Raw genomic sequence first — 26142 nt, forward strand, 5'->3', positions numbered from 1 at the left:
ACACTTAATAAGAGGTGAAGAGTTGTCATGATTAAGAAACACTGTTTGTTCTGTGATGAGATTGTTTCCATTGAACCAGAAGGCGATAACGATAGATATATAGGCTGTTCTTGTTCACCAGGCGGGTTTTATAGTCTACGTAGAGACAGCTACGAACCCATTAATTCGCTCCCGCATCAAAAGAAACGCGACATGCTTCATGTAGTATCTGCTTACATACGTGAGCTGACTGATTGTGATGAAAAGATCACTATATGTGCTGATGATTTAGAGTCCATTGTAAATTCACCCAAAATACCTGTGAGCATTGAAGATAAAGGAAACCGTCTACTGCAATATTTATATAGACATTCTGAAGGCCCGGGGGAAGCGGTTGTCATTCAACCCCTCTCTAGCAGCTATAACTTGACGTATTCTCCCAATCTGCAAGAGCTGGTATACATCATAGACAAGTTGATAAGTGATCAGCTTCTGATCAGGGAAGGCATGACCTTTAAGCTTACTGAAACCGGCTGGAATGAAGCTGCGGAAAGCGCTGGAGGTAAAAAACTAAAACCTTGTCTCGTGCTCGTGTCGGATGAAGAAAATTTGTCTACAACATGGCTGGAGAAGTTATTGCCCAAAATAGAACAGTGTGGTTTCCTGCCGCGCTTATTAACACATACGAAAACTCAAAACGGCGAAAAATACGAGTTGGATCAAATCGCAGAAAGCAAACTGATTATCGCAGATTTAACGGGGCAATCCCCAGAGGTGTATTTTTCAGCGGGATATGCACTTGGTTTAAACATACCCGTATTATGGACCGTAAACAGTATTGAGGCGGATAAACTTTTTGTACAGCTTAAGGATATTCGTCCTATTGTGTGGGATTCAGCAGAAGAGCTAGCAATTATACTGCAGCAGAAGTTGAGTTAACCCGCAAATTTCTTGCCATGACTCGTCAAACGAAGCTGAAATTTAAACAGGTGTCTTCTTAAATGAGGACGCCTGTTTCGTATGTTACTGTAAGAACACTATCAAATTTTCTTAGGAAGTGATATTGTAACCGATATAAAAAAATGAGCAAATGTATGTAAATGTATGCTTCAGTTAATATTAGCTCATATTCATACTCTGGTTAAGAAAGAGGGATACAATTGTTTTCAAAACGGCAAAAAGAAATACTTTTATACTTAATTAATTCCAATCAACCTGTCACAGCTGCATGGATTGCTAAAGAACTGAATGTTAGCGATCGAACGATCCGTAATGATTTGAAAGAGTTACAAAATATATCCGCCATAGTAGGACTAAAAATAGAGTTAATTCGTGGGAAGGGCTTCGTTGTAAGAGTCTTCGATAAAGATATATTTTCCCAAAAATTAAATGAGTTAACTAATGATAAAATCAATCCTTCTACAGTAGACTTTTCTGAACAAGATAATAGGGTTCTTTATTTGTTGAGTCGGTTTTTATTAGAAAATAAGTATATCAAGTTGGCCACTATTGAAGATGAGATGTTTGTATCTAAATCGACAATCCAAAACGATCTAAAAGAAGTGCGTAAGATACTGGAAAAATACAACCTGAATTTAGTTAATCGGCCTCATTATGGCCTGTTTATAGAGGGCGATGAATTTAAGAAACGAATTTGTTTGTCTAATTTTTTATACAAAAGAGAAGAAAACTCCGATCCAACTTTCGATAACTTTACTTTGTTTGACAAAGAGGTATACACGAAAATTAAAGAAATAATCATCGGCAAAGTAAATAAATACAAAATTGAGATTTCAGATATTTCCTTGGAAAACCTCGCTATTCACTTAATAATAGCTTGTAAACGTATCGAAGAGGGATTTTTAATCGAACAACCGTCGGTAAATCTTATGGAAGAGTATCCTTTTGAAAAAATTGTTGCCCATGAAATTGTTAAAGACATAGAAGAGTTCACAGATCTGCTCTTTTCCGATTCAGAGATTAATTATATTATCATCCATTTGGTTGGAACAAAATTGCTGCCGAAAGAAAATCTAACGGAGTACAGTAAGTTCGATGAAGTGGACTCCATTGTCAGCTGTATTTTAAAAAGTTTACAAACTGAGTTGAATTGGGATTTTGGCCATGACCATGAATTTATTCAAGCCCTGACCCTTCACATTAGGCCTGCGATGAATAGATTAAGATACAACATGAATTTTAGAAATCCTCTGTTAAATGATATTAAGACGAGTTTTCCAGCCGCATTCGAAGGAGCACTTATTGCGAGTAAATGTATTAACTACTATTTGGATTCAGAAGTTGGAGAACATGAAGTTGCTTACATTGCTTTGCACATTGGGGTTGCTTTAGAAAGAATGAAAAATAAAAACAAAAAAATAAAACGAGTTATTCTTGTATGTGCGTCTGGTGTTGGAAGTGCCAAATTACTTTATTACCGATTGATCAATTCATTTGAGAATCTATTGCAGATTGTAGACACAATTAGTTTTTACAAATTAGCAGAAACGGACCTCTCCTCGATTGATTTTATTATCAGTACAGTTCCGATCAATGAAGATATAGGTATTCCCGTCTATGTTGTAAATACCTTTCTAGAAGCTAAAGACCTCAAAAGAATCAAGGACGTCTTACTGTCTTCAGAACAGGTGGCAGAAACTCATTCTTACCTTGACGCATCTAGAGTATTCGTGAAAAAAGAATTTACCACAAAGGAGAGTGTGATTCATTTTTTAAGCAATGAGCTAACAAAACAAGGACTTGTACCAGAGCATTATGAATCCTTAGTAGTTGAAAGAGAGTCCTATGCACCCACTAGTTTTGGAAATCTTGTCGCTGTTCCACATCCTTCACTTCCTGTTACCTCGGAAACCTTTTGGACAATCTGTACGTTAAAACGTCCTATTCGTTGGAATGATAAGCAAATGGTGCAATTAATTTGTTTATTAAACATTAAAGAAGGAAACAATGTCGACCTAGATAAAATGTATAAAAAGCTAGGATCATTGATAGAGGATAAAGAGATTGTTGTGCAGATCCTTGCTAAGGACTCTGTGGAAGAAATTATACAATTACTAAACTAGAGTGAGTGAGAAATTAGGTACTGCCTTACTATTTGCAATGTAACCGTTTCCTGTTGATTTGGAAAAAGGTTAGCTTAAAAAGAAAGCGATTTAAGTTTACACTAAAGGTGTTCAATAAATGATAATTTTAGGGGGAAGTCAATATGAATACAATTATGTTAGTGTGTTCAGCAGGAATGAGTACAAGCCTTTTAGTAACAAAAATGCAGAAGGTTGTTGAAGAAAAAGGGTTGGATGTCGATGTTTTTGCTAAATCAGCATCTGAAATTGATATTACTTTGCAAGAGAAAAAGGTTGATGTCTTATTGTTAGGACCTCAGGTGAAATATATGAAAAAGCAATTAGAAACAAGATTAGCAGATAAAAACATTCCTATAGAAGCTATTGATATGTTGAATTACGGAATGATGAACGGTGAAAAAGTACTTGAACAAGCCTTGCAATTAATTGAAAGTAAATAGAGATAAGAGAGGAGTAGAGAGAAATGGTAGATGAAGTGAAAGAGGAATACTATACTGTGGCTTTTAACATTATCAGTAATGTAGGCGCAGCTAAAAGCTTAGTAATGGAGGCGCTTTACGCAGCCAAAGAGGGAGAATTTAAAGAGGCACAAGAAAAATTAGAAGAATCAAAGCAATTTTTTAGAGAAGGTCATAAAATGCATAAATCATTAATCAAAAGAGAAGCAAATGGCGAACAGCTTCAATTCTCACTGATCCTTATGCATGCTGAAGACCAACTAATGAGTGTAGAGACCATTTCTTTACTTGTTACGGAAATCATTGAACTTTATAAGCTTTCAAAATAGGATCAAAAAGAAGTGGCATCGCAATAAGAAAATACTTCTTCGGGAGCGTGCAAGAAACTATGGATAAAATAACGAAATTTTTAGAAGATAAGGTAATGCCAGTTGCAGGTAAAATCTCTGGTCAGCGGCATTTACAAGCGCTTCGCGATGCAATGGTTTTAACTATCCCGTTTATTATTATCGGTTCCATTTTTTTAATCTTAGCAAACCTGCCAATTCCAGCCTATTTAGATTTCTTGGTCGCCCATCCAAATATTAAAACAGCTTTACTATATCCGTACAATGGTACATTTAACCTTGTCGCATTAGTTGCAACATTTGCCGTGGGATATAGACTCGCAGAGAGCTATAAAGTGGATCCGCTTTCTTCAGGGGCTGTGGCATTATGTTCATATTTTGTAGTCACACCATCAACTTCTTTCACAGTAGATGATGTTGTCACAAAAGCAATGAACGTGAATTATTTTTCGAGTCAAGGTTTATTTGTAGGATTATTAACCGCAATCTTCGCAACAGAAATATATCGCAGAATCGTACAAAAAAATATAGTTATTAAAATGCCGGATGGTGTGCCGCCAACAGTTGCTAAATCCTTTACAGCGATTATTCCTGGTTTCTTTGTTATCGTGAGTGTCTGGGGAGTTCGCCTACTTGTTGAGAACTTTACTGGTTTTGATAACGTGCATACCATTGTTGCCAAGCTTCTTCAACAACCATTAACCACTGTTGGAACAAGCTTAGCGGGAACAATTGTTGTGTTCTTGTTAATCAACTTATTATGGGCAATCGGATTACATGGTTCCACCATTGTAGGTTCTGTCATGTTGCCTATCTGGTTGCAATTGACCTCAGAAAATGCTGCAGCCTACGCAGCGGGTTCACCCGTCCATAATATTGTTACAGCAGAATTCAGATATCTTATCTTTATCGGTGGATCTGGTGCAACTCTAGGACTAACGATTGCTATGTTATTCTTTGCGAAGAGCAAACAGCTGAAACAAATGGGTCGATTGACGATTGGACCAGGACTATTTAATATCAATGAGCCGTTAATCTTTGGGATGCCTATCGTATTAAACCCAATGATGTTAATCCCATTTCTTATAACACCGATTGTTACTGTTTTGATAACCTATCTCTCCATGGATTTTGGATTAGTAGCGTTGCCAATAGGTGTACTGCCTCCGGGAACAATGCCATTAATTATCGGCGGATATTTGATGACAGGTAGTATCTCGGGAATGATCTTACAAATTGTACTGTTTGCAGTAGCGTTTATTATTTACTATCCGTTCTTTAGAATAATGGATAATCAAAAATATAAAGAAGAACAAGATGCCCTTATCCAACAGGTTTAATCCATAGCATATGTTTTATTTAACAACAAGGAGGGTTTACACATGTTTGAATTGAAAACGACATTTCCAGAAAACTTTTTATGGGGAGGAGCAGCAGCTGCCAATCAACTAGAAGGAGCAAGTAAAGTTGGCGGTAAAGGGCTTTCTCTAGCAGATGTATATATTTTTGACGAAAACACCCCTAAAAAAAACTGGTCTGACCAGTGGCACCTCATGACTCATAAACAAATAGAAGAAGCACAAGATCCCGCAAGTGAAAAGTATTATCCCAAAAGACATGGGGTGGATTTTTATCACCACTATAAAGAAGATATTGCTTTATTGGCCGAAATGGGTTTTAAAGCCTTCCGTATGTCCATTGCTTGGACTCGTATTTTTCCAAATGGGGATGAATTAATCCCTAATGAAGAAGGTCTTGCATTTTATGATCGTGTGTTTGATGAATTGAACAAATATGGAATTGAGCCTATTGTTACTTTATCCCATTATGAAATGCCACTTCATCTAACAACTAAGTATGGAGGTTGGGTGAACCGGAAAGTTATAGATTTCTTTGTTCGCTATGCAACCACTGTAGCTGAAAGATACAAGCATAAAGTGAAATATTGGATGACTTTTAATGAAATTAACTGTGTAGTACACCACCAATATGTAAGTCTAGGGGTTATCGAAGAAAATCATCCGAATATTGAACAAGCAATGTTTCAAGGAGCGCATCATCAATTTGTCGCAAGTGCACTTGCAACCAAAGCCTGTAAAGAAAGTAATCCTCAAGCAATGGTTGGATGTATGGTTAGTTATCAACTTCTTGTTCCTTATAGCTGTGATCCTGACGACGTTCAAGCCACAGTTGATAAACAACGTACCTCTTTATTCTTTACTGATGTACAAGCGAGAGGTTACTATCCGGCTTATACCGCTCGAATGTTTGCAGAAAAAAATATAGTTCTGAAAACAGAGCCCGAGGATGAACAAATCATGAAAGACTATCCAGTGGATTATGTATCGTTTAGCTACTATATGTCTGGTGCAGTCAGTGCACATCCAGAAAAGATAGAAGGCGCAGAAGGGAATTTGCTTACAGGCGGAGTGAAAAATCCTTATTTACCATCGAGTGATTGGGGTTGGCAGATTGATCCTAAGGGTTTACGAACTGCAATAAACCAATTGTATGACCTCTATCAAAAGCCGGTACTTGTTGCAGAGAATGGCCTAGGTGCCTTAGACGTATTACAAGAAGGCGATGTTATAGAGGATGATTACCGAATTGATTATTTAAAAGAACATATTAAGCAAATAAAAGAAGCCATTGCAGATGGTGTAGATGTAATGGGCTACACAAGCTGGGGTTGCATAGATATGGTGAGTGCAGGAACAAATCAAATGTCCAAACGTTATGGTTACATTTATGTGGACCAAGATGATATGGGCAGAGGTACAAAACGTCGTATAAAGAAAAAATCATTTTATTGGTACAAAAATGTTATCGCTACTAATGGAGAACAATTAGATTAATTATTAAAGCGTACAACGAAATGATTTATCTGGAGGCATTATCAAAAGCAGTCCTAAGCTGGACTTGCTTTTGGTAATGCTTTTTTTACTGAATTGTTGACATGTGACCATTTGGTGTCTTATAATCAATTAGACACCAAATGGTGTCCTATTAGGTAATAATGATGGATACTAGGTGACATTACAGGAAATATTACGGAAAAGGTGGGGGTGGTTGTGAGCGACAATAGTCAAGTGAGGGATGTTTATGACGCTGTTGCGGATCCAACAAGACGAAAACTTCTTCAAATTCTGGCTGATGTTGATGAATTACCTCTGTATGAGATAACGATTCATTTTGAAATGGGTCGTACAGCCGTTTCGAAGCATTTAAATATACTTAAAGATGCTGGTCTCGTAATTGCTCGGAAGGTTGGCAGAGAGACGAGGTATCGGTTGAATGCCAATCCTTTGAAAGAAATTCAAGATTGGGTATCTTTTTATGAAGGATTCTGGAAACAAAGAATTGATAAATTAAAACTTATATTGGAGGAATAACTATGAAACCAGATGTATCATTAGATTTTCAATTTACAAGTTCGATCGAGAAGGTATGGAATGCTTTAACGGATTCGGATACGCTTGCGAAATGGATCTGGAGTAATGATTTTAAACCCGTCGTTGGTCATAAATTTCAATTCCGTGCTGAGCCAAATGAATGGTGGGATGGAATTGTAGATAGCGAAGTACTCGTCGTGGATGAGCCGCATACGTTATCTTATACTTGGAATAGTGCGGGAGAAAGTACTACTGTTACTTGGACTGTGAGTCAAGATTCAGAGGGGAAGGTTAACCTCCATCTAGATCAATCAGGATTTAGTGAGGAGACGAAAGCCCGCCAAGGAGCTATCGAAGGTGCTAAATATGCTTGGACAAATATGGGTGGTCAGCTCGAAAAGGCATTAGCAGAATTGTAATTTCAAGAATAGGGCGCTTTTCTGGAATAAGGAAAGTGCCCTTTTTAATGGAATAAATCATGGCAATACTAGATGAAGAGAATGGAGATGAGATGAGCTTACTATGAAAATAAATCAATTAATTGCGAACAATATTAACAGATTAGAAACGGTACTGCCAGTTGATGAGTCGTTAGGAATTGCTGGTTTGTCTGGATCTGGTAAAACAACTTTTTGTCAAACGATTGGGGAAGAATCAAAAAAACGTCTCGTTTCCTTACTGCCAAAAGCTGAATACCAGTATTTATTCCCCAATATTATGGAGACTAATTTCAGTGCGATCAAAATGGAAGCAATGCCACTTGTTCTTTTTCTTGGTAGATCATCCATATCTTCAAATCCTCGGTCAACCATTGGCACACATACAGGTGTGTTTACTGAAATCCGTGTCACTCTTGCTGAACAATATAATCTCTCTCCAGAGGTTTTTTCATTTAATAATGAGTTGGGTTGGTGTCCTGATTGTAAGGGTCGTGGAACTACAAAAAATGTCGAGTGTAAAAAGTGTCAGGGGAAACGCTATAATCAAGCAGCTGAACAATATAAAATTGAATTATTGGATCAAGCAAAGAGTATTTCTGATCTAAACGACTTAAGTATAGAGACCATTTTATCACAGGCAGATATTCTAAAAATAAGTGAAGGTAAACAACAAATTCTGAAAAATATAATCAATATGAATATTGGTTATTTAACATTAAATCGTATTATGGGTACATTATCAGGCGGAGAATTAACACGACTTTACCTGGCAGAATTCATGGCAACAAGTGAAAATACCGTGATTATCATTGATGAAATCTCCGTGGGTCTCGATCACCAAACGCTATTGAAGATTTTAGCGGAGATTAAACAATTGGGATATAAAAATCAAATTTGGCTCATTGACCATTCTGACACGGTGCTGGACACAGCGGATAAACACTTGTTCTTTGGACCTGGCAGTGGCAAATACGGCGGGAAAATAGTTGAGGAATCACCACGTCCTGAGCCCATCAATAGAGAACTAAATCAGGCAGCACCTGCAGAATATTATCAATTTCATGATCTTTATTGTCGTAATATTCAAATGGCCGAGATTCAGATTCCCCAGAATAGACTGGTAACTTTTACAGGTGAGTCCGGATGTGGTAAATCTACACTGGTTAATGAGTGTATGGTCAAAGATTTTCTAAAGCGTTATTCCAAAGATAAGCTGGTGATCGTAGGGCAAGATCGAAATCAGTCGATTACCAGTCGCTCGACCGTTGCCACTTTTCTTGATATTAAAAGGAAACTCACAAAGTACAGTGAGGATATTGATGATATTTTTGAGCGCTCGATTGAAGATATTATTGTTGAACTGCCAAATGAGGACATTGCTCATAAAAGACTAAGCTTATTGATCAAGCTTGGACTTGGTTATTTGACGTTGGAGCGAAAAACACAGTCCTTATCCACGGGTGAATTTCAATGTGTCCATTTAGTTTCTGAGCTGTTTGCGGGCTCAAGAAATCCACATACACTTTTTATTTTTGACGAGCCTTCCAAAGGTTTATCACAAAATATTTTAAATCAATTCATTGACAGCATTAGGGACATTCTGCAGGATGAATCTGTCTCCATAATCATGATTGAACATAATTCTTATATGTTAGAGAACTCTGATTTTATCGTTGATTTTGGCAAAAGACAGCTTGCACCTGTGGAGCATCTTGATGTTCTCAGTCATGATGATTATTATCGTCAACAAAATCCTGCTGATAGTGTGGCACCTGCGCACATTTCTTCAACACTCCAGCTACAAAATGGAATTGACTATTTAAAAGAAAGTCAGATCCCCTATTTTAAAAATGCAGAGAACATCTATAAAGGTGGCATCTTAAAAAGCTTATCCTCCATGGCCCGCCTGATTTATGGTGAATATGAATCGGATACGATTGCGCCTGTCATCGCCATTGATCTGGAACGACACTTGTATAGTCAGTTTACTTTCCTTTATGAAATGGGTGGCTTGATCAACCATATTGTGGCAGCGCATCCCACTAATAAAGATACAAAAAGCTTTGATTTCTATCAATCAGACAATCATTGTCCAAGCTGTAAGGGCCGCCGTGTGATTGAAGAATTTGATTTTGATATTGTACTTCAGGACAAGAACGTACCCTTTTGGGACGGCTCATTACATCCAGATGCGATGGAGATTCTGAAATTCTATCAATTGCCAAAAATAAAATTCATCTTTGATGAGTTAAAGAATGAGCTCGGACAGGATATTAGCAAAAGTTATAATGAGATGACAGAAGCTGAAAAACACACCTTTTTATACGGGTATTGGGAAAAGTCCTTCTATGATAAAGCAGCTAAAGCCTCGAGAACTTGGGAAGGCTTTAATACCATTATCGGGAACTATATGGTTATCTCGAAATCGATTATTAAAGAGCATATTAAAGCATCCAAAAAAATGATTACCTGTCCAATTTGTCAAGGAACGGTATTAAATCATCATAAAAAGCTTAAATACGGCGACACTGATATTCGTGAGATTATCGGGATGCCCCTTGATCAAGTTATTAGCACTGTTGGCGAATTACAGGTACTAGAAAAAATGAAAGCCATCGTGGGCGGCGATATGGTTTTGACAGAAGAGGTCTCTCTATTACCTAGGGAAACACAAGTCGCTCTAAAAATACTTGAACTAGAGTTAGGAAGTTTTGCGCAATATGAAATGGTGTTACAAAATGCCCTGCCATTCTGGGACAGCATTAGCGGCAGTATCGAAACCATCAGCATGAAAAACCGGATTACGATCTGTGATTTTGCCAATATCCACGAAACAAGAGAAAATATCATAGATAAGTATTTCACTAATGGAAAATATAAAAAGCTGACTTATGTCTATGAAGCGTTTGGTTACAAAAAAATCGTCACCTTAATTAATAAGGTTAAAGCAAGCCATCCCTGTCCATTCTGTAAAGGAAAAAAAGTTATCTCGGAAGATGGACTTCATGATGGTGTATATAAATTAACTATTCCCTGTGTGAGTTGTTATGCGAGTGGAATCAATGATGAAGGACGTAAGGAAGTCGTTGAAGGTATAGATGTTCAAACTTGGCTAACGGGTAAAGTAAGTGACGTTATTTCTGAAAGCTTAAATATTGAAGCTGTTGCTGAGATTCCAATTTTCAATCGTATTCGTGAGTTGAATAAACAAGAGATGATGGCAGTTTACCAATTTCTTGAGCAATAAAGTTTAGTTTTCTTAAAAAGACGATATAGAAAAGAAACGCATCGAGTCTATAGACTCGATGCGTTTTTTTATAATTGATTATAAAGCTCATCATCAACAGGTTCTAACCATTCTGTTTCTCCGGGTGAAATGGCTAAGTGGACAAACCAACTGTCTTTTGTAGCACCATGCCAATGTTTTACGTTCGCTGGAATATTCACAACATCCCCGCTTTGGAGGAATTGAGCTGGTTTGCCTTTTTCTTGATACCAACCCTCACCACCGGTAACTAATAATACTTGTCCGATTTTATGGAAGTGCCAGTTATTGCGAGCTCCCGGGGCAAAGGTTACGTTCCCAATAGGCGCATTCAAAGGTGTCGCATCAGTATAAATCATCTGCAAGTATGCATCACCTATAAAATTAGCTTCAACCTTTTGTCCGAGTGGAAAGATAGTACTGTTGCTTAGTTGCTCATTAGCCATAATAAAAAAACCTCTTTCGTTTAATTTTTATAAATTTCTTTGGCAATATTAAATGCCGACCAAGCTTTAGGCCACCCTATATAAAACGAAAGGTGCGTGATGATTTCCGCTACTTCATCTTTTGTGACTCCGTTTGCCTTTGCTTTATGCAGATGTGGAGTTAATTGTTCAAAGTTTCCTCCTGATATTAATGCTGAAACTGTAATCATGCTGCGGTCACGTGCAGATAATTCTTTCTCTCTTGACCACACTTCACCGAATAAGATATCATCGTTCAGTTCAGCAAATTTCGGAGCGAATTCTCCTAACAAGTCTCGTCCTGCTGTTTGTTTTTCAGCCATATAAGAACATCCCTTTCATCGATGATTAACTGCTTTAAAATGAAGTATAGACCTTAAAGTACACTTTAAGGCAAGCCATAAAAATGGATTCATACTCCGACATTTGGTTTTTTATTAATTTAAGTATATCCTTTGAATAGAAACAAAATTAGAAATGGAGGTGGGGATCATGCCTTATTCCATTGGAGAATTTGCAGAAATCGTCGGTGTTAACAAGAGCACGCTTAGATATTATGAAATGGAAGGCTTACTTACTCCACATCGAAGTGACAATAATTTACGCGAATATACAGATCAGGATATAGGTTGGGTTCAATTTTTGCTTCATTTAAAAGATTCAGGAATGACGATGGCAGAATTGAAGCAATATACCGAGTGGCGGGCTATGGGGGACGAGACAATTCCTGAACGGAAAAATTTACTTGAACAGCGTAAGCAACAAGTGGAACAAGAAATTAAGGCGTTGCAACAAAACTTAGATATACTGAACCGTAAAATTGTATTTTATAATGATCAACTAACGGGGAATAAATACGAATTCGTCCTTTATCACAATGAAAAGAAATCACATCAAGAAGAAAAAGTAGATTCCTAACAAGTTAAGAGGCAGATGAACAACTTTTGATTATCAAAGGTTGTTCATCTGCCTCTTCTAATTTCAAAACTTGAAATCGAAGATGAGAGTCTATTTGTGTAATCATATTGCATGATCCGGTCGAGATATTACATTCTCATTTATCCGTTTATTAATTATATTGAAGCTGTATTCGTTTAAAAAAACCAGAGTAAAGGAGAAATTACTTTTGAGAAGAGAACTGAGGAAGGTTTTGTCTTTTTTGTTGGTTTTAGTGACAGTGGTTGGCACAGGGATTAGCTTTGACGGCGATATTGTAAACGCTTTCGGTCCTAATGTCTTATATGTACCACCAGCAGATTCACCATCCTATGGGGCTTTATCACCTAGGGCAATCCAGCTTAAATATAGTGGCATCAACAATAATAAAATGTATGCTACATTTGAACAAACCTCTAATACCACCCCTGTTTTTCCTATTTATGAAAGCGTTGACAATGGTGTCACTTGGAATCAGGCTGGAGAAGTGGAGGATACTCAAAACGGTTGGGGAATGTTAAATTGCCCTGAATTGTTTGAACTCCCCCAATCTATAGGTAACATGCCTGCGGGTACTATGCTTCTTGCAGGAAATTCTGTGCCAAGCAACAAAGCAGCTACCAAGTTGGAATTATATAAAAGCAATGATTTAGGTAGAACATGGACATATGTAAGCACCATTGCTGAAGGTGGACGAAACGATATTGGTTACGATCCCATTTGGGAGCCTTTCTTTTTGGTTCACAATAACAAACTCATTGTTTATTATTCAGATGAACGTGATCCTGCCCATGCCCAGAAGTTAGTTCATCAGACTACGTTGGAGGGTACGAACTGGGGACCTGTGGTAGTTGATGTGGCATTTGCAGACAGTAAATTACGTCCAGGAATGCCTACAATCGCTAAGCTGGGCAATGGCAATTACGCAATGACCTATGAGATGGTCGGATACCCGGGCGTGCCCAATTATTTGAAAATTTCAGCAGATCCTGAGAGCTGGAATCCAACTGAAGTAGGATCTCTTGTAGGGTACGGAGGAAGTCCCTATATTTCTGCTTTGGGAGATGGGAGACTCGTATTAAACGTTGCAGGAAAAAAAGAAGTGCTGATCAACTCTTCTAGAGTGGATGCATCCGGAAGCTGGGTTCCATATAATCCGCCCGTAGATGCAGGGTATAACCGCCAACTACTGCCGCTTAGCAATGGCCGCTTATTTATCCCTCAAGCCGGATTTTTTAGTGGGAAAAACACGGTGAAATATGGTGATATGTCCGTAGGTTACTACAAATTAATTAATGTGAAGAGTGGGAAGGCTTTAGGTGTATTGGAAGGTGGAACTGCGAATGGCAATCCGCTCGTCCAATGGAGCAGCGGGACTAATTCTTTGGATCAATATTGGCTCATTTCCACAGCGGAAAGTGGTTATGCTCCTAACGGTTACAAATCCATTGTGAATGCAAAAAGTGGAAAGGTCGCCGGAATATTAGAAGGATCAACAACAGAAGGAGCTAAAGCCGTTTTATGGACTGAAAACCATTCCGATGACCAGCAGTGGACTTTACAAGCCTCTGGTAACTACTACAAGATTGTTAACCGTAACAGTGGTCAGACGTTAGGTATAGCGCAGGGTTCTACTGAAGAGGGTACCCAAGTTATACAGCAGACTGATGCAGGCAGCACTGATCAGCTGTGGGAGTTGGTTCCAGATGAAGGACATATTATGGTGGACAGTTATCGAATGGTTAATGAGAACAGTGGTAAAGTGTTGGGTATCTATCAAGGTTCGATGGCGGATGGAGGGAAGGCGGTTCAGTGGACCAGCGGAATTTCATCCCATGACCAAAATTGGTTTGTAGTCAGCACAGCTGATGGTTATACGAAGCTGGTCAATACTAATAGTCGTAAAAACCTGGGCATTTTAGGAGGTTCATTAGCTAACGGTGCTCAAAGTGTACAATGGAATGATAACGGATCGAATGACCAGCAGTGGACTTTGGAGTCCTCAGGTGATTTTTACAATATTATTAATCGTAACAGTGGAAAAGCTCTGGCAGTAGATCAGGGTTCGACGACAGAGGGGGCAAATATTATTCAAACAAATAATACAGGTTCTGCTGGCCAGCACTGGAAACTAGTCACGAATAGATAATTTATGTAACAAAAAGTCATCGACCTTAAATTAAGGGTGATGACTTTTTGTCGATATAAGCTTTGAATGACTAAATCGTCACCTTCAGTGTCACGGGAATGTCACTTTGGAGAGATATACTATTTCCATCGACATATGGAGGGAATTGTGAAGTTATTATGGGAGTGAAATTACGAAAGATTCTTATTATAGGAACTATTTTGTATACACTGTTGATCTTATATTTTTTGTTTTTTGCTTTCAATAGAGTAGAGCATGCAACAAGCCAGTATGAATATACGTTTATGTTGATTCCAGAAAGTGTTCCGCTTCTTTTTCCTGATCTCTTTGACCTATCCTTTTCTTGGTTTTATGACTTTGGGAACATCGCTGCTTTTATTCCTTTTGGCGTATTATTCCCTTTGCTGTATCGTACACATTTTAAGAAGTTTATTTGTTTGTTTATCTTAACAATTTTTGTGCTGGAAAGTCTTCAAGCTTTAACTTTTTTGGGTTCCTTTGATGTAGCCGATGTCATCTCCAATACGTTAGGGGCAATGATCGGATTTTGTGCATATAAGATTGGATTTTCCCCGGAAATCACCAGGAGATCACTTTTTACTTCGGCATTATCTGTTGTTGTGCTATTGGTTGGAATCATGGGAATCTCTGAGATTATTGATTTAACTCTGAAGAAAAGTGAAAGACCTGTGCAGGGATTACAAACGTTGGAAAAGCTTACGGGAAGCATGCCTATCACGCATAATCTTCCCAGTTTCACTATCGCAGGTGAAAATATAATACCAAAAATGAATTTGTACAGCAGTGAAGGTGAAGAAATTAAAAAATACACCTATACTTTGGGTGATAAAAAAGAGGTATGGTTATATTTCAGCTTTGGATTCCCGCAAAATGAAAATTCTAGCAGTGAACTAATGATTATAGCTGATGGTAACATGATCCTTCAATCCAGTGAACAATATAGTTCCCATGCTGAACTCAACAATACGGCATTAGTTACCGTAAAAGAAATAACCTTTATCCTTAAAGGGAATGTGAAGTTATGGGATGTAGGATTTAGTGAAATGAAGCATTGGTGGGAATGAGGAACTAACCCTTCGTTAATTTTATTAACGGAGGGTTTCTTTTGCTGATCTCCTCATATACATATTCCGATATACAGCCGGGGTGAGGTTCTCGTATTTTTTGAAGGTTTTAATGAAATAGCCCGTGTCGCAAAAGCCCAAATCATCACTGACTTGATTGATCGGGGAATCCGTGGATTCCAGCAGTTGCTTAGCCCATTCAATCTTGAGTCTAGCAATGAAGATGGAGAAATTCTCTCCAGTTTCTTTAGTGAAAATACGGCTGAAATAACTGGGGCTGATATGACAAAGCTTAGCCATCTCTTTGAGGCTGAAATTCTCATTTTTGTGAGCATAAATGTAATTAAAAGCAGGCTGAAGCACAGAATTTACTGAGACGAACTTTTGTACACCATTCTTTAATTTGGTCTCGATCAAGGCCCCGGATAACTCCTGCTGTATGGATTGGATTTTTCGGTACGTACGGTCTGACTCGTCCATTGCTTCAGCAGAAGTGGGTTCTTCTATATTGGTGGTCAGAACCTTTTTGTACAAATCCACAGTAGTATGCTTTTGAATGGCTTCCTCCACGATATAGGTACTTAACTGCAGCAGCAGCTCAACACACTTTGTTACTTCATCGTAGGATAAAACAGGCAGTGCCTGGTAATCCTCTTTGAGTGTTTTAAATTTCATGTTCGTCTCCACATTCGGCGGGCGAGAGACAATTTGCTCCAGTTGTGGCACGTCAGGTTCACGAAGCTTGAGCTGTCCGGCCATAATTGCACCTAGATATTGATTATCTATAATGATGGGAATCGCGATATCTATAATATTGAAATGACATAAATAAATAAACGGTTTGTTCTGGCGGACCGCTTCAATCCCAGCGCGGGCATCACATTTTTGACAATATTGTGAGAGATGGGAGTCCTGGCGCACACCTTGACAGAATGGCTGGCAATAGCTGTGCTTGGTCACAGGAACACCCTTGTAATCAACAGTAAGAATAGCCATTTTGGTTACAAGAGATAAGGAATCCTGGAGCTTTTCCCATTTCTTCAAGTCAATAATTTCTTCTAGATTGAACCGGGATTTTGACATCACAAAATTCTCCTATGTAAGTTATAGAATCTTAATGAACATTATACAGAATAATTCAACACAATGACATGAAAGTTCGATTTTTCACGATTATGACAAAAAAATACGATAAGAAAACGCTTTAATAAGCTTTTATTGTTTCATGTTTCTTAAATTAGAGCAATCTATAATGATAACTATAAACAACTGAGGAGGAACGAAAAATGAGAAGAGCATTTATCAGTCCGACGAAATATGTACAAGGTGAGAATGAATTATTGAACTTAGGTTACTTCGTAAAAACATTTGGTGATTCTGCTTTGTTAATTGCCCATCCAGATGATGTAACACGTGTGAAAGACAAACTGGAGTCAACTAAACAGAAATTTAATATAACTCTTGTTGAAAGCGGCTTCCACGGGGAATGCTCAAGACAAGAAGTCGCCAGATTACAAGCGCTAGCCAAAGAACATCAATGTGCATGTACGATTGGCTTGGGTGGAGGTAAGGCGATTGATACGGCAAAATGTGTAGCTGAAGGAGAAGCGCTGATTATCGTTCCAACGATAGCAGCAACTGATGCTCCGACAAGCCACTCAGCGGTGCTCTATACTCCGGAAGGTGAATTCGATGATTATGCTTATTTCAAGCAAAGCCCGAGTGTAGTCATGATTGATACAACAGTTATTGCCAATGCACCTACAAGATTTCTTGTGGCAGGTATGGGAGATGCACTTTCAACCTATTTTGAAGCAAGAGCTACTGCAAATTCTTACTCCAATGTGAATGCAGGTTTACCTTGCGGAGTTCGTGAAGGGGTTTGCGGTGAAGCTAAAGGAACAGTAACTGCGTTGGGACTTGCGAAGCTCTGCTATGAGACATTGCTTGAGAATGGATTCAAGGCGAAGCAAGCTTGCGATCTGAATATCGTAACCCCAGCTTTGGAGAATATAATTGAGACGAATATTCTTTTATCGGGTCTTGGGTTTGAAAGTGGTGGTTTGGCAGCGATTCATGCGATTCATAATGGGTTAACTGCTTTGGAAGGAACTCATCATTATTATCATGGTGAAAAGGTTGCCTTCAGCACGATTGCTCAATTGGTTCTTGAGAATGCAGACCGGACTGAATTAAAAGAAGTGTTGGACTTCTGTCTTTCGATTGGCCTCCCAGTATGCTTAGCGGATATTGGTGTTGAGCATGTAACCTATGAGGAACTGCTTGAGGTTGCTAAAAAAGCTTGCATTGCTGAGGAATCTATCCATTCGATGCCGTTCCCAATTACGGAGGATGCGGTTGCATCAGCAATTATGGCAGCCGATCAATTAGGCCGTCAATATAAATCAAGTAAGGAGCTTTAAGATGAAAAAAATAATAAACAAGCCGGAGACTCTGGTTAGGGAAATGTGTAACGGGCTTGTCTTGGCGCATCCCGAGCTGGATTTCGATCCTAAATTCAAAGTGATTTCTAAGAAAGAGATCAATCAAGATAAAGTTACCCTGATCAGTGGTGGCGGAAGCGGGCATGAGCCGGCTCATGCCGGGTTTGTAGGAACCGGGATGCTGGATGCAGCTGTATGCGGTGATGTGTTTGCTTCTCCATCCCAAATTCAGGTTTATCAAGCGATTCGCCGCACAGCAAGCACCAAAGGTTCGCTGCTTATTATCAAGAATTATAGCGGTGACATCATGAACTTTAAAAATGCGGCCCATCTAGCAACTGAAGACGGTATCGAAGTGGATTATGTCAAAGTAGACGACGATATTGCCGTTGAAGACAGCCTTTATACAGTAGGGAGAAGAGGCGTAGCCGGAACAGTGCTTGTTCATAAGGTAGCCGGAGCAGCAGCAGAAGCTGGATTGTCCTTAGCGGAAGTGAAAGAAGCGGCGCAACATGCAATTGATCATGTGCGCAGCATAGGCTTCGCCTATACCTCTTGTACCGTTCCTGCCAAAGGTACTCCGACATTTCATATTGAAGAGAACGAGATGGAATACGGGGTTGGCATCCATGGAGAACCTGGAATACGCAGGGAGAAAATTGTACCCGCAGATGAATTAGCACAGCGAATGGTTACCTCTTTGCTAGACAACTTCCAAATGAATGATCAGAAGCAGGAGGAAGTAGCCGTATTAATTAATGGTTTTGGCGGCACCCCGCTGCAAGAGTTATATTTGCTGAACAATTCTGTCATCCGCGAATTAACCGCTAAGAATAAGCAAGTGTTTAAAGTGTTTGTTGGTAACTACATGACCAGCATTGACATGGCAGGTGCATCGGTGACGATAATGAAGCTGGATGAGACACTGAAGAAATGGTTATCTGCGCCTTGTGATACACCAGCCTTGTCGATTAAAGGCCCTTTTGAGCCTGTGAACTATACTGAAGTAATCCAAGAAGAGAAAGCAGACAGCAATGTATCCTTTAAGAATAATACGGATGCTGCTGCAGCGGTGATTAAGAACAATCGGTTTACTTTGCAAAATATCGTCTATCTGCTCGATCAAATGAGCCAGGTTATTATCGAGAATGAAGTTCCGTTCTGTGAGCTTGACTCCCACGCTGGAGACGGCGATTTCGGGATGAGTGTAGCTAAGGGCTTTAAACAGCTGAAAGTCGAGTGGGAAGATATTTTAGCTCATCATCTCACTAATATCGGTGAGTTCCTTGACGCCTGCTCCATGGTCATTATGGAATATTGCGGCGGAGCATCCGGACCGATCTGGGGATCAGGCTTCCGCGCAGCGAGTAAAAATGTTCAGCAGAAGGAAGAGCTGACCATTCAGGAGTTTGCTGATATGATGCAGGCTGTTGTCAAAGGGATTCAAGATACGGGTGAAAGATCTTTTGGCAGAGGGGCTGTCGTCGGAGACAAGACATTGATTGATGCGCTTGTACCGTTTGCAGATGCCTGGACCCAAAGTGCAGAACAAGGCGACGATATCAAAGTGGCGGCAAATAAAGCAGCGGAAGCAGCTGTCCAAGGTTCTAAAAATACTATAGAAATCGTTGCCCGTATGGGAAGAGCCGGCACAGTGGGGGAACGCAGCATCGGTTATCCAGATGCGGGTGCTCATGCGCTTGGGGTTATTTTCACAGAGCTGGCAAAAGCAATGAAATAAACAAGATTAACTGGCGTATCACCTAAAATTTAGAAAAAACGTACTGCATTAGCTGCAGTACGTTTTTAATTTAAATCATAAATTCAACGATGTATTGTTGGCAAATGAGTTCATATCCCAGCGATTGATATAGAGAAATGGCTCCTACATTCTCCTCAAAAACATTCAAATATACGTTAGCTGAAATGGCATGTCCTTGGCGTGTTAGCTCTGCACAGACTTTTTTACCATAACCATTTCTTCTCCAGGCCACATCTGTTCCGATATTTCCTAGTTCAACGTAATCCTCACTATATATATGGTATCCTCCTACAGCAATCAGCTCGTCTTGTGCCATCACACCATAGAACGGATTCTGTAATTCTTCTTTTGAAAAAGCCATGGTTTGCAGCTCGTTCATCTTTGCTTCAATTCGCTGGAAATGAGCAGGTCCTAAGTGCATAACATGCTTGTCCGCTGTTGGTAGAACATCTTCATGAATATGTTTCATAAGAAGCAATTTTTGGGGAGGGCTGTAGAACTCAAGCTGAGAAGCAAAGACCTGCAGCTCTTGTTCGTTAATAATAAAGCTACCCACCGCATGGTTATGTAGATGTAATTCATCTTTCATGAACGCCAACATTGAGCTGAGACAAAAGGATTGCTGAACTGGATATACAGAAAAAGCATTAAACGGAAGGCCACTTAAAAAGGCTAATACTCCAAGCAACTCGCCCTGGTCAGAATACTGACCGTAATGCACTGTGTTTTGTCTGCGAAAAGTAAGGTATGAATAATATAAAAAATGCTGTTCCTTATTAATCGAGCTTAATATAACATCTAACTCTGCTGCTGTTAATTTTCTATACATATACGACCTGCCTCCATTAACAATTGCTGTTGCTATTTCCTCTTGCCGAATTTGCACAACCTTTTCTAATATATCATAAATCAGAACTTTGTTTGCTTTATTGCTGGGTTGAGCCAAGTATGATACTATTGTCCCCTTAGAAACATAAAATGAGATATGAAGGTTTTCTTGAAAGGATGATATATATTAAGGCAATCTTAGTTCGGTACTTCGGAAATCCGCAAGATCGAACCGCCATGTTCAACGCTGCTTCCTTAGTCATCGATGCTTTTATTGGTATAGGCAAGTTAATTCTTGGGTTATATCTATTGTCCGGATGGTTCATCACAAATGCACTTTATTATCTGATCCTGTGTATAGCCAAAGGACAGGTGCTTCATAAATATACATTAGCTAAAAAAGTCAGTTCAGCACAGCAAAGGTATTCACTGGAGCTTTACGTTTATAAGCGTGGCGGTGTTTTTCTTTGTCTTCTAGGGGTTTCTTATCTGTTGGTCTGCTTGCGGATTTATCTAGTCGGAGACGCTTTGGTTTATGAAGGTTACATTGTATATTTGGTAGCACTGATCGCTTTTACAAAACTTGGTTTTGCCATTCATGGAAATATTGTTAACCGTCATCTCAAAAATCCCATTATATCAACATTAAAAATGATTAGCTTTACTAATGCCTTGGTCTCCATTGTTGTCACTCAAATGGCTGTGCTTACAATGAAAGGCTCACCTCAGGCATTAAACGCCAGCGCGTTGTTTGGCATGGGATGTAGTGTTTTATTTTGTCTGGGGGGGATCTGGATGATGCTCCGTAAGACAAAGGCTCCAATGAAGGAAGTAGAATTAATTAAAAATTAGATGATATCATAACTTCCCCTTATCCCTTAGGATGAGGGGTTATTTGTATTTTTATGTCATATTATCAGCGTTGAATGCCGAAGCTTATAGAAAATTATATTTTTATGCAACCTAAACACTTCTTTTCCTACTTTATAAGTGAATGCTTAATCAAATCGAACGGAAGTGATGGAGTGGAAGATAGTGAAATCATACAATTGTATTTTGCACGTAATGAAAGGGCAGTAGAAGAAACATCGAAAAAATATAGAAATTATTGTACTCGGATCGCTCATAACATTTTGTCTAATGCTGAAGATTCGGAAGAATGTGTTAACGATACCTTTCTTGGTGCATGGGAAGCAATACCGCCGAAGTCTCCTGCAAAGCTGTCCTCTTTTCTGGGGAGAATCACACGAAATATTGCTTTGAACAAATACGATTATTACATGGCTAAAAAACGGAATAAAAAATTCGATACGATTCTTAATGAATTAAACGATTGTTTATCCTCTTCAGACAACGTTGAAACCCAATACGAGGAAGCACAAATAGCCGAATCTATAAGCAAATTTCTACACAACATTAAGGAAGATCAGCGGAATGTTTTTTTGAGGCGTTACTGGTATTCTGATTCTTTGGCCGATATTGCCGCACGCTTCTCAATCAGTGAAAGTAAAACCAAATCAATTCTTTTCAGAACACGCAAAAAACTCCAAATATATCTTCAGAAAGAGGGTTATTTCCTTTGAATAATAAAGAGCTCTTCAAAACAATCGGTTACATAGACGAAAATCTGATAGAAAAAGCCAACTCCGCGAGACGCACTAATAAAAAAGCTTATGTAAAGTGGGGCTCACTCGCAGCTTGTGCTGCATTGGTGTTAGGTGTGGCCGTTTATAAATTTCCGCAGACTCCGTTGCCTAATTCACCACAAATATCACAGCAGACACCAGTCTCGTCTCCCACAGGGGTTCGCAAAATTCTGAATTACAATGGATACCGTTATGCATTCGTAGCAGATGGCGCTCAGTTTAAGTTCACAGGTATGGAGCCTGACAAATCGCTTGGTGCATTAGAGTTTGATCTCAACCAAGAGCCCGGAAAGAATGACGGGGATAAGAATGCGGAAAAAGATTATGCCGCTACGTTCGCTATGGGTGGAAAGCTGTATGAAATCCCAACATACCCATCCCATTTTCGTATTGCAGTTAAGGATGAGCAATATTATTATCTAGCTGAAATTGTGGCGAAGGTAGACGATTCTGCAATGAGCGCGAAGGAGTATCTAGATCTGGCTAATCTGAAGGAGCATGCAAAAGATATCTATATTCTGAATCATGTGGGGAATGACGTGCAAAAGACTATCACTGATCATCCTATTGTTGAGTCCATTATCGAAGGTTTGTACAGCGCAAAAAAAACAGAGCTAAGCATTAAGGAATATGAAGCTCTTGCAGCGGCGCAATCCCAAGGAAAATCATATCAATTACAGTTCAACCTCAAAGACGGGACTTATATCGCCATGTATATCATTCCCGAATTAAAGGTGGTGTCTATGGGTGATGCTTATTATTATTTGCCTGATACCTTTTTTGATCAAACCAGCGACCTCTTTTCAGGGCTGACACAAGAAGTGCTACCGCTTTACTGAGAAGGCGGAGATAAGAGATCCTTAAAAACTGTACATTGCAGGTTATCTAATATCTCGCATATAATGATCTAAATGATAATCGTTATCATTTAATAGAAGAGAAAAGGTGATCTGCTCATGATAAAACATAATATTGGGATTACGGAGTGCAGCTTACCTGCTGAGTGTATAACAGAATGACAAGTTCATCTATTCATAACATCTATAACGGGTATTTCGATGCTTTGTTTGAGGCTCCGTCTATGAGGGGCACTACAGAGAGGAAACATTTTGCACAATCCAGTACCCAAGGATACGTCGATAGAGTGATCACACCCTCCGGGATCGAAATTGTTGATAGTGATTACCGTTTTGCTGATGATCGCCTAGTTCGGGTTCAATCCGAAGCGGCGATGATTGAGTTAAGCTTTTGTCTGCAGGGAAGCGGGGAAGTTCATGTAACAGATACCAGCCATGAGTTAATGCCCGATAGTTGTTCATTGCAGTTCATGCAGGATTTCCAAGCGGAATTTCACTATCGGAGTGCTGAACCTATCCGTTTATTGTCCATAGGTGTACCGGTTACACTATTCGATTCATGGATGGCGGATCAAAGCTCTTCACATGCTCGCAGCTTATCCGGGCTGTTAGATTCACGTGCTTTTCGAATGTTCCGTATGCCTATTCTTCCAGAAACCACCCGATTATTGGTGCAATTGAGAGACTGTCCATATCATACCTCCATGCGCCGGTTGTACGTAGAGGGGAAGGCATTAGAACTCCTATCTGTATATTTTGACGCATTTCTTTTTGAGCAGAAACATACTAAACGGAGTTTGCATTTATCACGTAGTGACCGAGAAAACATTCGGAAAGCCAGGGATATCATCCTTGACCACATGGCAAACCCACCTTCGCTAATCGAATTGTCCAAGCTGGCAGGCATTAACGAATACAAATTAAAAGTTGGATTTAAGGAAGAGTACGGAACAACTGTATTTGCATATTTACGGAACAAACGTTTAGAAAAAGCATGGGAAATCATAAGTACCGGGGAAATTAGTGTCAGCCAAACGGCGACGATGGTAGGTTACAACAACTTTAGTCATTTTGCCGAAGCTTTTCGGAAGCAGTATGGAATTAATCCTTCAGAAGTAATTAAAAAACGATAAAAATTAAATAAATATCCGCCAAACCGTTATTCAATCCCTCTGCCGGTAGTTCTATCCTATTAGCAGAGTGTATGATCGGACTTGCTAGAAGTGAGAATGATTATCAGTAGATTGGAGAGGGTTGGAAAAAATGTTCAGTTTAAAACAGATCTCTTTTGTGGGAATCGCCTTAATCATGATGGTGATGCTGTACGGGTGTGGGAATTCAGGTCAGGAGGCTAAAGTAGAAAATTCTCAACCTGCGGTAAATTCAGAACCCGTCGCTACTAATTCGACCGAAACACGTACCCTCAAGGATGCTAAAGGGGATATTGTAATACCGGTGAACCCGGTTAGAATTGCCGATGTATCCGGCTCAACGGAAGAACTTCTGGTGCTTGGATATAAACCTGTTATTACTGGGAATACAGATATGGCTAATTCATTAGAAATCACTCCTATTCTCAAAAAAGAACTGCCTGATGTAACTCCCGCTGGATGGTTTCAGACGGAAGTCAACTTAGAAGCGATCATTGCAGCAAGCCCTGATTTGATACTGGCAGGACCTACCCAAGAAAAAATCTATGATCAACTAAATATGATTGCTCCAACAGTGAGGGTGCCTTATGGTTTTAACGCTTTTAGAGAGCGATTTACATTTGTTGCGGAGGTGCTTGATAAGAAAGCGGAAATGGAAACGTGGCTGAAGGCCTATGATCAACGTGCTCTACTACTACATGATCAAATCACTGAGATAACCAAGGAAGAGACGTTTGCGGTAATCGAAGCTACAGAGAAAGAAATACGCATCTATTCCCGCACAGGTATTGCGGATATGATTTTTAATGATCTAGGATTACCCATCGCGCCAGGTACTCCGGAGCCAGATCCATGGGGAGGGAAAGTGACAAGTCTAGAAGCACTGTCCACCTTTAATCCAGACCATATCATTTTATTATCCGATAATGACCAGAATGTTCTTGACCAAAGCAAGGTCTGGAGCAATCTGAAAGCTGTAAAATCGAATAATATATATCGTATAACAAGCAGACAAAATTATAATGAGGCTTTCTTTGCTTTAGGAAAAGAAGCATTGTTGGAGCAAATATCCGAACAAATCAAGGAACATATCAAACAGTAAAGGATAATTTAATCTTTTCTCGAATATTCTCTGAGTTGCAATGATTATTATTTGAAGGGATGATTAAATTGAAGCAAGGGATATTAGTTTTTCTAAATGGAACTTCAAGTTCCGGAAAGACCTCCATATCGACTGAACTGATAAAACAGAAAGAGATTCCTTTTTATCATTTATCAATTGATGATTTTTTTAATAATTACAATGATTTTATTAATAATAAATTTCCAGATGAACCTCCAAGAGAAATAGATCATCAAGTCGTTTCCCAAATATTAGATGATTCCATATTCTCAGTGTACCGCTCGACAATTAAATTGTTAATAGAAATGGGTTTTAATGTAATAGTAGATACCGTAATCGACAATGATAAGAGGTTTAATGTGTTTCTTGAGCAATTTTTCGATCAGCCTACGTTATTTATAGGTGTAATATGCTCGAAAGAAGAACTCATAAGAAGAGAGCAAACAAGAGGAGATAGAAAGATTGGACTAGCAGCTTCACAGTTTAGCAAAGTATATTGCTTTGATGAATATGACCTCGAAGTAAATACGGAAGAGATGAATTCAATAGAATGTGCCGAAAAGATATTAAGTTTTATTAAGTCCAATAAGGAATACTCGGTATTTAAGAAATTAAGTAAAAGAAATGTTAGTGTTTCCTAGATGGCGTATCCAGATAACACCATATTCAAGCGGGTCAAAAAAGAGAGGATCCTTTATAATGATGAGAATGG

The 26142-nt window shown here is 39.1% G+C and carries 24 protein-coding genes; 20 read left to right on the forward strand and 4 right to left on the reverse strand.

Annotation, left to right across the window (positions count from 1 at the left end):
• Window positions 1-27: 27 nt before the first annotated feature.
• The 9 genes from MHI32_RS14830 to MHI32_RS14870 all read left to right on the forward strand — a co-directional run bounded on the left by MHI32_RS14830 (window position 28) and on the right by MHI32_RS14870 (window position 10967).
• A complete protein-coding gene (locus MHI32_RS14830; protein ID WP_339174258.1) occupies window positions 28-918 on the forward strand; it encodes a hypothetical protein in 891 nt (296 codons plus the stop codon).
• A gap of 221 nt (window positions 919-1139) precedes the next feature.
• On the forward strand, window positions 1140-3062 hold the full coding sequence (locus MHI32_RS14835) for a BglG family transcription antiterminator (RefSeq protein WP_339174261.1): 1923 nt from the start codon (window positions 1140-1142) through the stop codon (window positions 3060-3062).
• Window positions 3063-3205: 143 nt separating this feature from the next.
• A complete protein-coding gene (locus tag MHI32_RS14840) occupies window positions 3206-3523 on the forward strand; it encodes a PTS sugar transporter subunit IIB (protein ID WP_036677859.1) in 318 nt (105 codons plus the stop codon).
• A 23-nt stretch (window positions 3524-3546) separates the two neighbouring features.
• Window positions 3547-3870 (forward strand): PTS lactose/cellobiose transporter subunit IIA, encoded by a 324-nt coding sequence (locus tag MHI32_RS14845; protein ID WP_051490993.1) that lies wholly within the window; start codon window positions 3547-3549, stop codon window positions 3868-3870.
• Between the two features lie 59 nt (window positions 3871-3929).
• The gene (celB, locus tag MHI32_RS14850) at window positions 3930-5228 is read left to right on the forward strand and encodes a PTS cellobiose transporter subunit IIC (RefSeq protein ID WP_038571015.1); all 1299 of its coding nucleotides are present in this window, start codon (window positions 3930-3932) and stop codon (window positions 5226-5228) included.
• Between the two features lie 42 nt (window positions 5229-5270).
• A complete protein-coding gene (gene ascB, locus MHI32_RS14855; protein WP_340012638.1) occupies window positions 5271-6743 on the forward strand; it encodes a 6-phospho-beta-glucosidase in 1473 nt (490 codons plus the stop codon).
• Window positions 6744-6959: 216 nt separating this feature from the next.
• On the forward strand, window positions 6960-7280 hold the full coding sequence (locus MHI32_RS14860) for a metalloregulator ArsR/SmtB family transcription factor (RefSeq protein ID WP_038571021.1): 321 nt from the start codon (window positions 6960-6962) through the stop codon (window positions 7278-7280).
• A 2-nt stretch (window positions 7281-7282) separates the two neighbouring features.
• Window positions 7283-7699 (forward strand): SRPBCC domain-containing protein, encoded by a 417-nt coding sequence (locus tag MHI32_RS14865; protein WP_076184590.1) that lies wholly within the window; start codon window positions 7283-7285, stop codon window positions 7697-7699.
• Window positions 7700-7802: 103 nt separating this feature from the next.
• On the forward strand, window positions 7803-10967 hold the full coding sequence (locus tag MHI32_RS14870) for an ATP-binding cassette domain-containing protein (RefSeq protein WP_340012639.1): 3165 nt from the start codon (window positions 7803-7805) through the stop codon (window positions 10965-10967).
• A 68-nt stretch (window positions 10968-11035) separates the two neighbouring features.
• Here MHI32_RS14870 and MHI32_RS14875 read toward each other — a convergent pair whose 3' ends face one another.
• Both MHI32_RS14875 and MHI32_RS14880 read right to left on the reverse strand, forming a co-directional pair.
• A complete protein-coding gene (locus tag MHI32_RS14875) occupies window positions 11036-11431 on the reverse strand; it encodes a cupin domain-containing protein (protein ID WP_076184592.1) in 396 nt (131 codons plus the stop codon).
• A 20-nt stretch (window positions 11432-11451) separates the two neighbouring features.
• Complete coding sequence (locus MHI32_RS14880; RefSeq protein ID WP_076125630.1) at window positions 11452-11772, reverse strand: carboxymuconolactone decarboxylase family protein; 321 nt, start codon at window positions 11770-11772, stop codon at window positions 11452-11454.
• Between the two features lie 169 nt (window positions 11773-11941).
• On the opposite strand from MHI32_RS14880, the gene MHI32_RS14885 reads away from it, so the two are divergent.
• The 3 genes from MHI32_RS14885 to MHI32_RS14895 all read left to right on the forward strand — a co-directional run bounded on the left by MHI32_RS14885 (window position 11942) and on the right by MHI32_RS14895 (window position 15619).
• Window positions 11942-12367 carry a MerR family transcriptional regulator gene (locus MHI32_RS14885; RefSeq protein ID WP_340012642.1) on the forward strand — a complete coding sequence of 142 codons (426 nt, stop codon included), beginning with the start codon at window positions 11942-11944 and terminating at the stop codon, window positions 12365-12367.
• A 208-nt stretch (window positions 12368-12575) separates the two neighbouring features.
• Entirely contained in the window at window positions 12576-14534 is a 1959-nt protein-coding gene (locus MHI32_RS14890) for an RICIN domain-containing protein (RefSeq protein ID WP_340012643.1), read from the forward strand.
• A gap of 158 nt (window positions 14535-14692) precedes the next feature.
• Window positions 14693-15619 carry a VanZ family protein gene (locus MHI32_RS14895; RefSeq protein ID WP_340012645.1) on the forward strand — a complete coding sequence of 309 codons (927 nt, stop codon included), beginning with the start codon at window positions 14693-14695 and terminating at the stop codon, window positions 15617-15619.
• A gap of 24 nt (window positions 15620-15643) precedes the next feature.
• On the opposite strand, the gene MHI32_RS14900 is transcribed toward MHI32_RS14895, so the two are convergent.
• Entirely contained in the window at window positions 15644-16702 is a 1059-nt protein-coding gene (locus MHI32_RS14900) for a PocR ligand-binding domain-containing protein (RefSeq protein WP_340012646.1), read from the reverse strand.
• Between the two features lie 203 nt (window positions 16703-16905).
• On the opposite strand from MHI32_RS14900, the gene MHI32_RS14905 reads away from it, so the two are divergent.
• Both MHI32_RS14905 and dhaK read left to right on the forward strand, forming a co-directional pair.
• Window positions 16906-18042, forward strand: coding sequence for a glycerol dehydrogenase (locus MHI32_RS14905; RefSeq protein WP_076099237.1), 1137 nt, complete (start codon window positions 16906-16908; stop codon window positions 18040-18042).
• A 1-nt stretch (window position 18043) separates the two neighbouring features.
• Window positions 18044-19804 carry a dihydroxyacetone kinase subunit DhaK gene (gene dhaK, locus MHI32_RS14910; RefSeq protein ID WP_340012648.1) on the forward strand — a complete coding sequence of 587 codons (1761 nt, stop codon included), beginning with the start codon at window positions 18044-18046 and terminating at the stop codon, window positions 19802-19804.
• A gap of 70 nt (window positions 19805-19874) precedes the next feature.
• Here dhaK and MHI32_RS14915 read toward each other — a convergent pair whose 3' ends face one another.
• On the reverse strand, window positions 19875-20654 hold the full coding sequence (locus MHI32_RS14915; protein WP_340012649.1) for a GNAT family N-acetyltransferase: 780 nt from the start codon (window positions 20652-20654) through the stop codon (window positions 19875-19877).
• Window positions 20655-20830: 176 nt separating this feature from the next.
• On the opposite strand from MHI32_RS14915, the gene MHI32_RS14920 reads away from it, so the two are divergent.
• From MHI32_RS14920 to MHI32_RS14945, 6 genes are all read left to right on the forward strand, one after another.
• Window positions 20831-21505 (forward strand): hypothetical protein, encoded by a 675-nt coding sequence (locus tag MHI32_RS14920; protein WP_254848959.1) that lies wholly within the window; start codon window positions 20831-20833, stop codon window positions 21503-21505.
• Window positions 21506-21678: 173 nt separating this feature from the next.
• Complete coding sequence (locus MHI32_RS14925) at window positions 21679-22236, forward strand: sigma-70 family RNA polymerase sigma factor (RefSeq protein WP_076125863.1); 558 nt, start codon at window positions 21679-21681, stop codon at window positions 22234-22236.
• The gene (locus MHI32_RS14930) at window positions 22233-23138 is read left to right on the forward strand and encodes a hypothetical protein (RefSeq protein ID WP_248548270.1); all 906 of its coding nucleotides are present in this window, start codon (window positions 22233-22235) and stop codon (window positions 23136-23138) included. The genes MHI32_RS14925 and MHI32_RS14930 overlap by 4 nt, the downstream gene beginning before the upstream one ends.
• Before the next feature lie 176 nt (window positions 23139-23314).
• A complete protein-coding gene (locus tag MHI32_RS14935) occupies window positions 23315-24289 on the forward strand; it encodes an AraC family transcriptional regulator (RefSeq protein WP_076280634.1) in 975 nt (324 codons plus the stop codon).
• 130 nt (window positions 24290-24419) lie between these two features.
• Window positions 24420-25409, forward strand: a complete 990-nt coding sequence (locus tag MHI32_RS14940) for an ABC transporter substrate-binding protein (RefSeq protein ID WP_340012650.1) — start codon at window positions 24420-24422, stop codon at window positions 25407-25409.
• Window positions 25410-25477: 68 nt separating this feature from the next.
• The gene (locus tag MHI32_RS14945) at window positions 25478-26071 is read left to right on the forward strand and encodes an AAA family ATPase (RefSeq protein WP_076276526.1); all 594 of its coding nucleotides are present in this window, start codon (window positions 25478-25480) and stop codon (window positions 26069-26071) included.
• The last annotated feature ends 71 nt before the right edge of the window (window positions 26072-26142 follow it).

Origin of the sequence: Paenibacillus sp. FSL H7-0690, assembly GCF_037980415.1 — a bacterium.
Lineage (GTDB): Bacteria > Bacillota > Bacilli > Paenibacillales > Paenibacillaceae > Paenibacillus_AQ > Paenibacillus_AQ odorifer.

Excerpts from the sequence above, each read along its gene's own strand:
- MHI32_RS14935 (WP_076280634.1), top strand. The coding sequence starts at position 23,315 with ATGACAAGTTCATCTATTCATAACATCTATAACGGGTATTTCGATGCT.
- MHI32_RS14870 (WP_340012639.1), top strand. The coding sequence starts at position 7,803 with ATGAAAATAAATCAATTAATTGCGAACAATATTAACAGATTAGAAACG.
- MHI32_RS14885 (WP_340012642.1), top strand. The coding sequence starts at position 11,942 with ATGCCTTATTCCATTGGAGAATTTGCAGAAATCGTCGGTGTTAACAAG.
- MHI32_RS14875 (WP_076184592.1), bottom strand. The coding sequence starts at position 11,431 with ATGGCTAATGAGCAACTAAGCAACAGTACTATCTTTCCACTCGGACAA.
- MHI32_RS14845 (WP_051490993.1), top strand. The coding sequence starts at position 3,547 with ATGGTAGATGAAGTGAAAGAGGAATACTATACTGTGGCTTTTAACATT.
- MHI32_RS14940 (WP_340012650.1), top strand. The coding sequence starts at position 24,420 with ATGTTCAGTTTAAAACAGATCTCTTTTGTGGGAATCGCCTTAATCATG.
- MHI32_RS14920 (WP_254848959.1), top strand. The coding sequence starts at position 20,831 with ATGATATATATTAAGGCAATCTTAGTTCGGTACTTCGGAAATCCGCAA.
- MHI32_RS14865 (WP_076184590.1), top strand. The coding sequence starts at position 7,283 with ATGAAACCAGATGTATCATTAGATTTTCAATTTACAAGTTCGATCGAG.
- MHI32_RS14895 (WP_340012645.1), top strand. The coding sequence starts at position 14,693 with ATGGGAGTGAAATTACGAAAGATTCTTATTATAGGAACTATTTTGTAT.
- MHI32_RS14840 (WP_036677859.1), top strand. The coding sequence starts at position 3,206 with ATGAATACAATTATGTTAGTGTGTTCAGCAGGAATGAGTACAAGCCTT.
- MHI32_RS14915 (WP_340012649.1), bottom strand. The coding sequence starts at position 20,654 with ATGTATAGAAAATTAACAGCAGCAGAGTTAGATGTTATATTAAGCTCG.
- MHI32_RS14880 (WP_076125630.1), bottom strand. The coding sequence starts at position 11,772 with ATGGCTGAAAAACAAACAGCAGGACGAGACTTGTTAGGAGAATTCGCT.
- MHI32_RS14905 (WP_076099237.1), top strand. The coding sequence starts at position 16,906 with ATGAGAAGAGCATTTATCAGTCCGACGAAATATGTACAAGGTGAGAAT.
- celB (WP_038571015.1), top strand. The coding sequence starts at position 3,930 with ATGGATAAAATAACGAAATTTTTAGAAGATAAGGTAATGCCAGTTGCA.
- dhaK (WP_340012648.1), top strand. The coding sequence starts at position 18,044 with ATGAAAAAAATAATAAACAAGCCGGAGACTCTGGTTAGGGAAATGTGT.
- ascB (WP_340012638.1), top strand. The coding sequence starts at position 5,271 with ATGTTTGAATTGAAAACGACATTTCCAGAAAACTTTTTATGGGGAGGA.
- MHI32_RS14830 (WP_339174258.1), top strand. The coding sequence starts at position 28 with ATGATTAAGAAACACTGTTTGTTCTGTGATGAGATTGTTTCCATTGAA.
- MHI32_RS14900 (WP_340012646.1), bottom strand. The coding sequence starts at position 16,702 with ATGTCAAAATCCCGGTTCAATCTAGAAGAAATTATTGACTTGAAGAAA.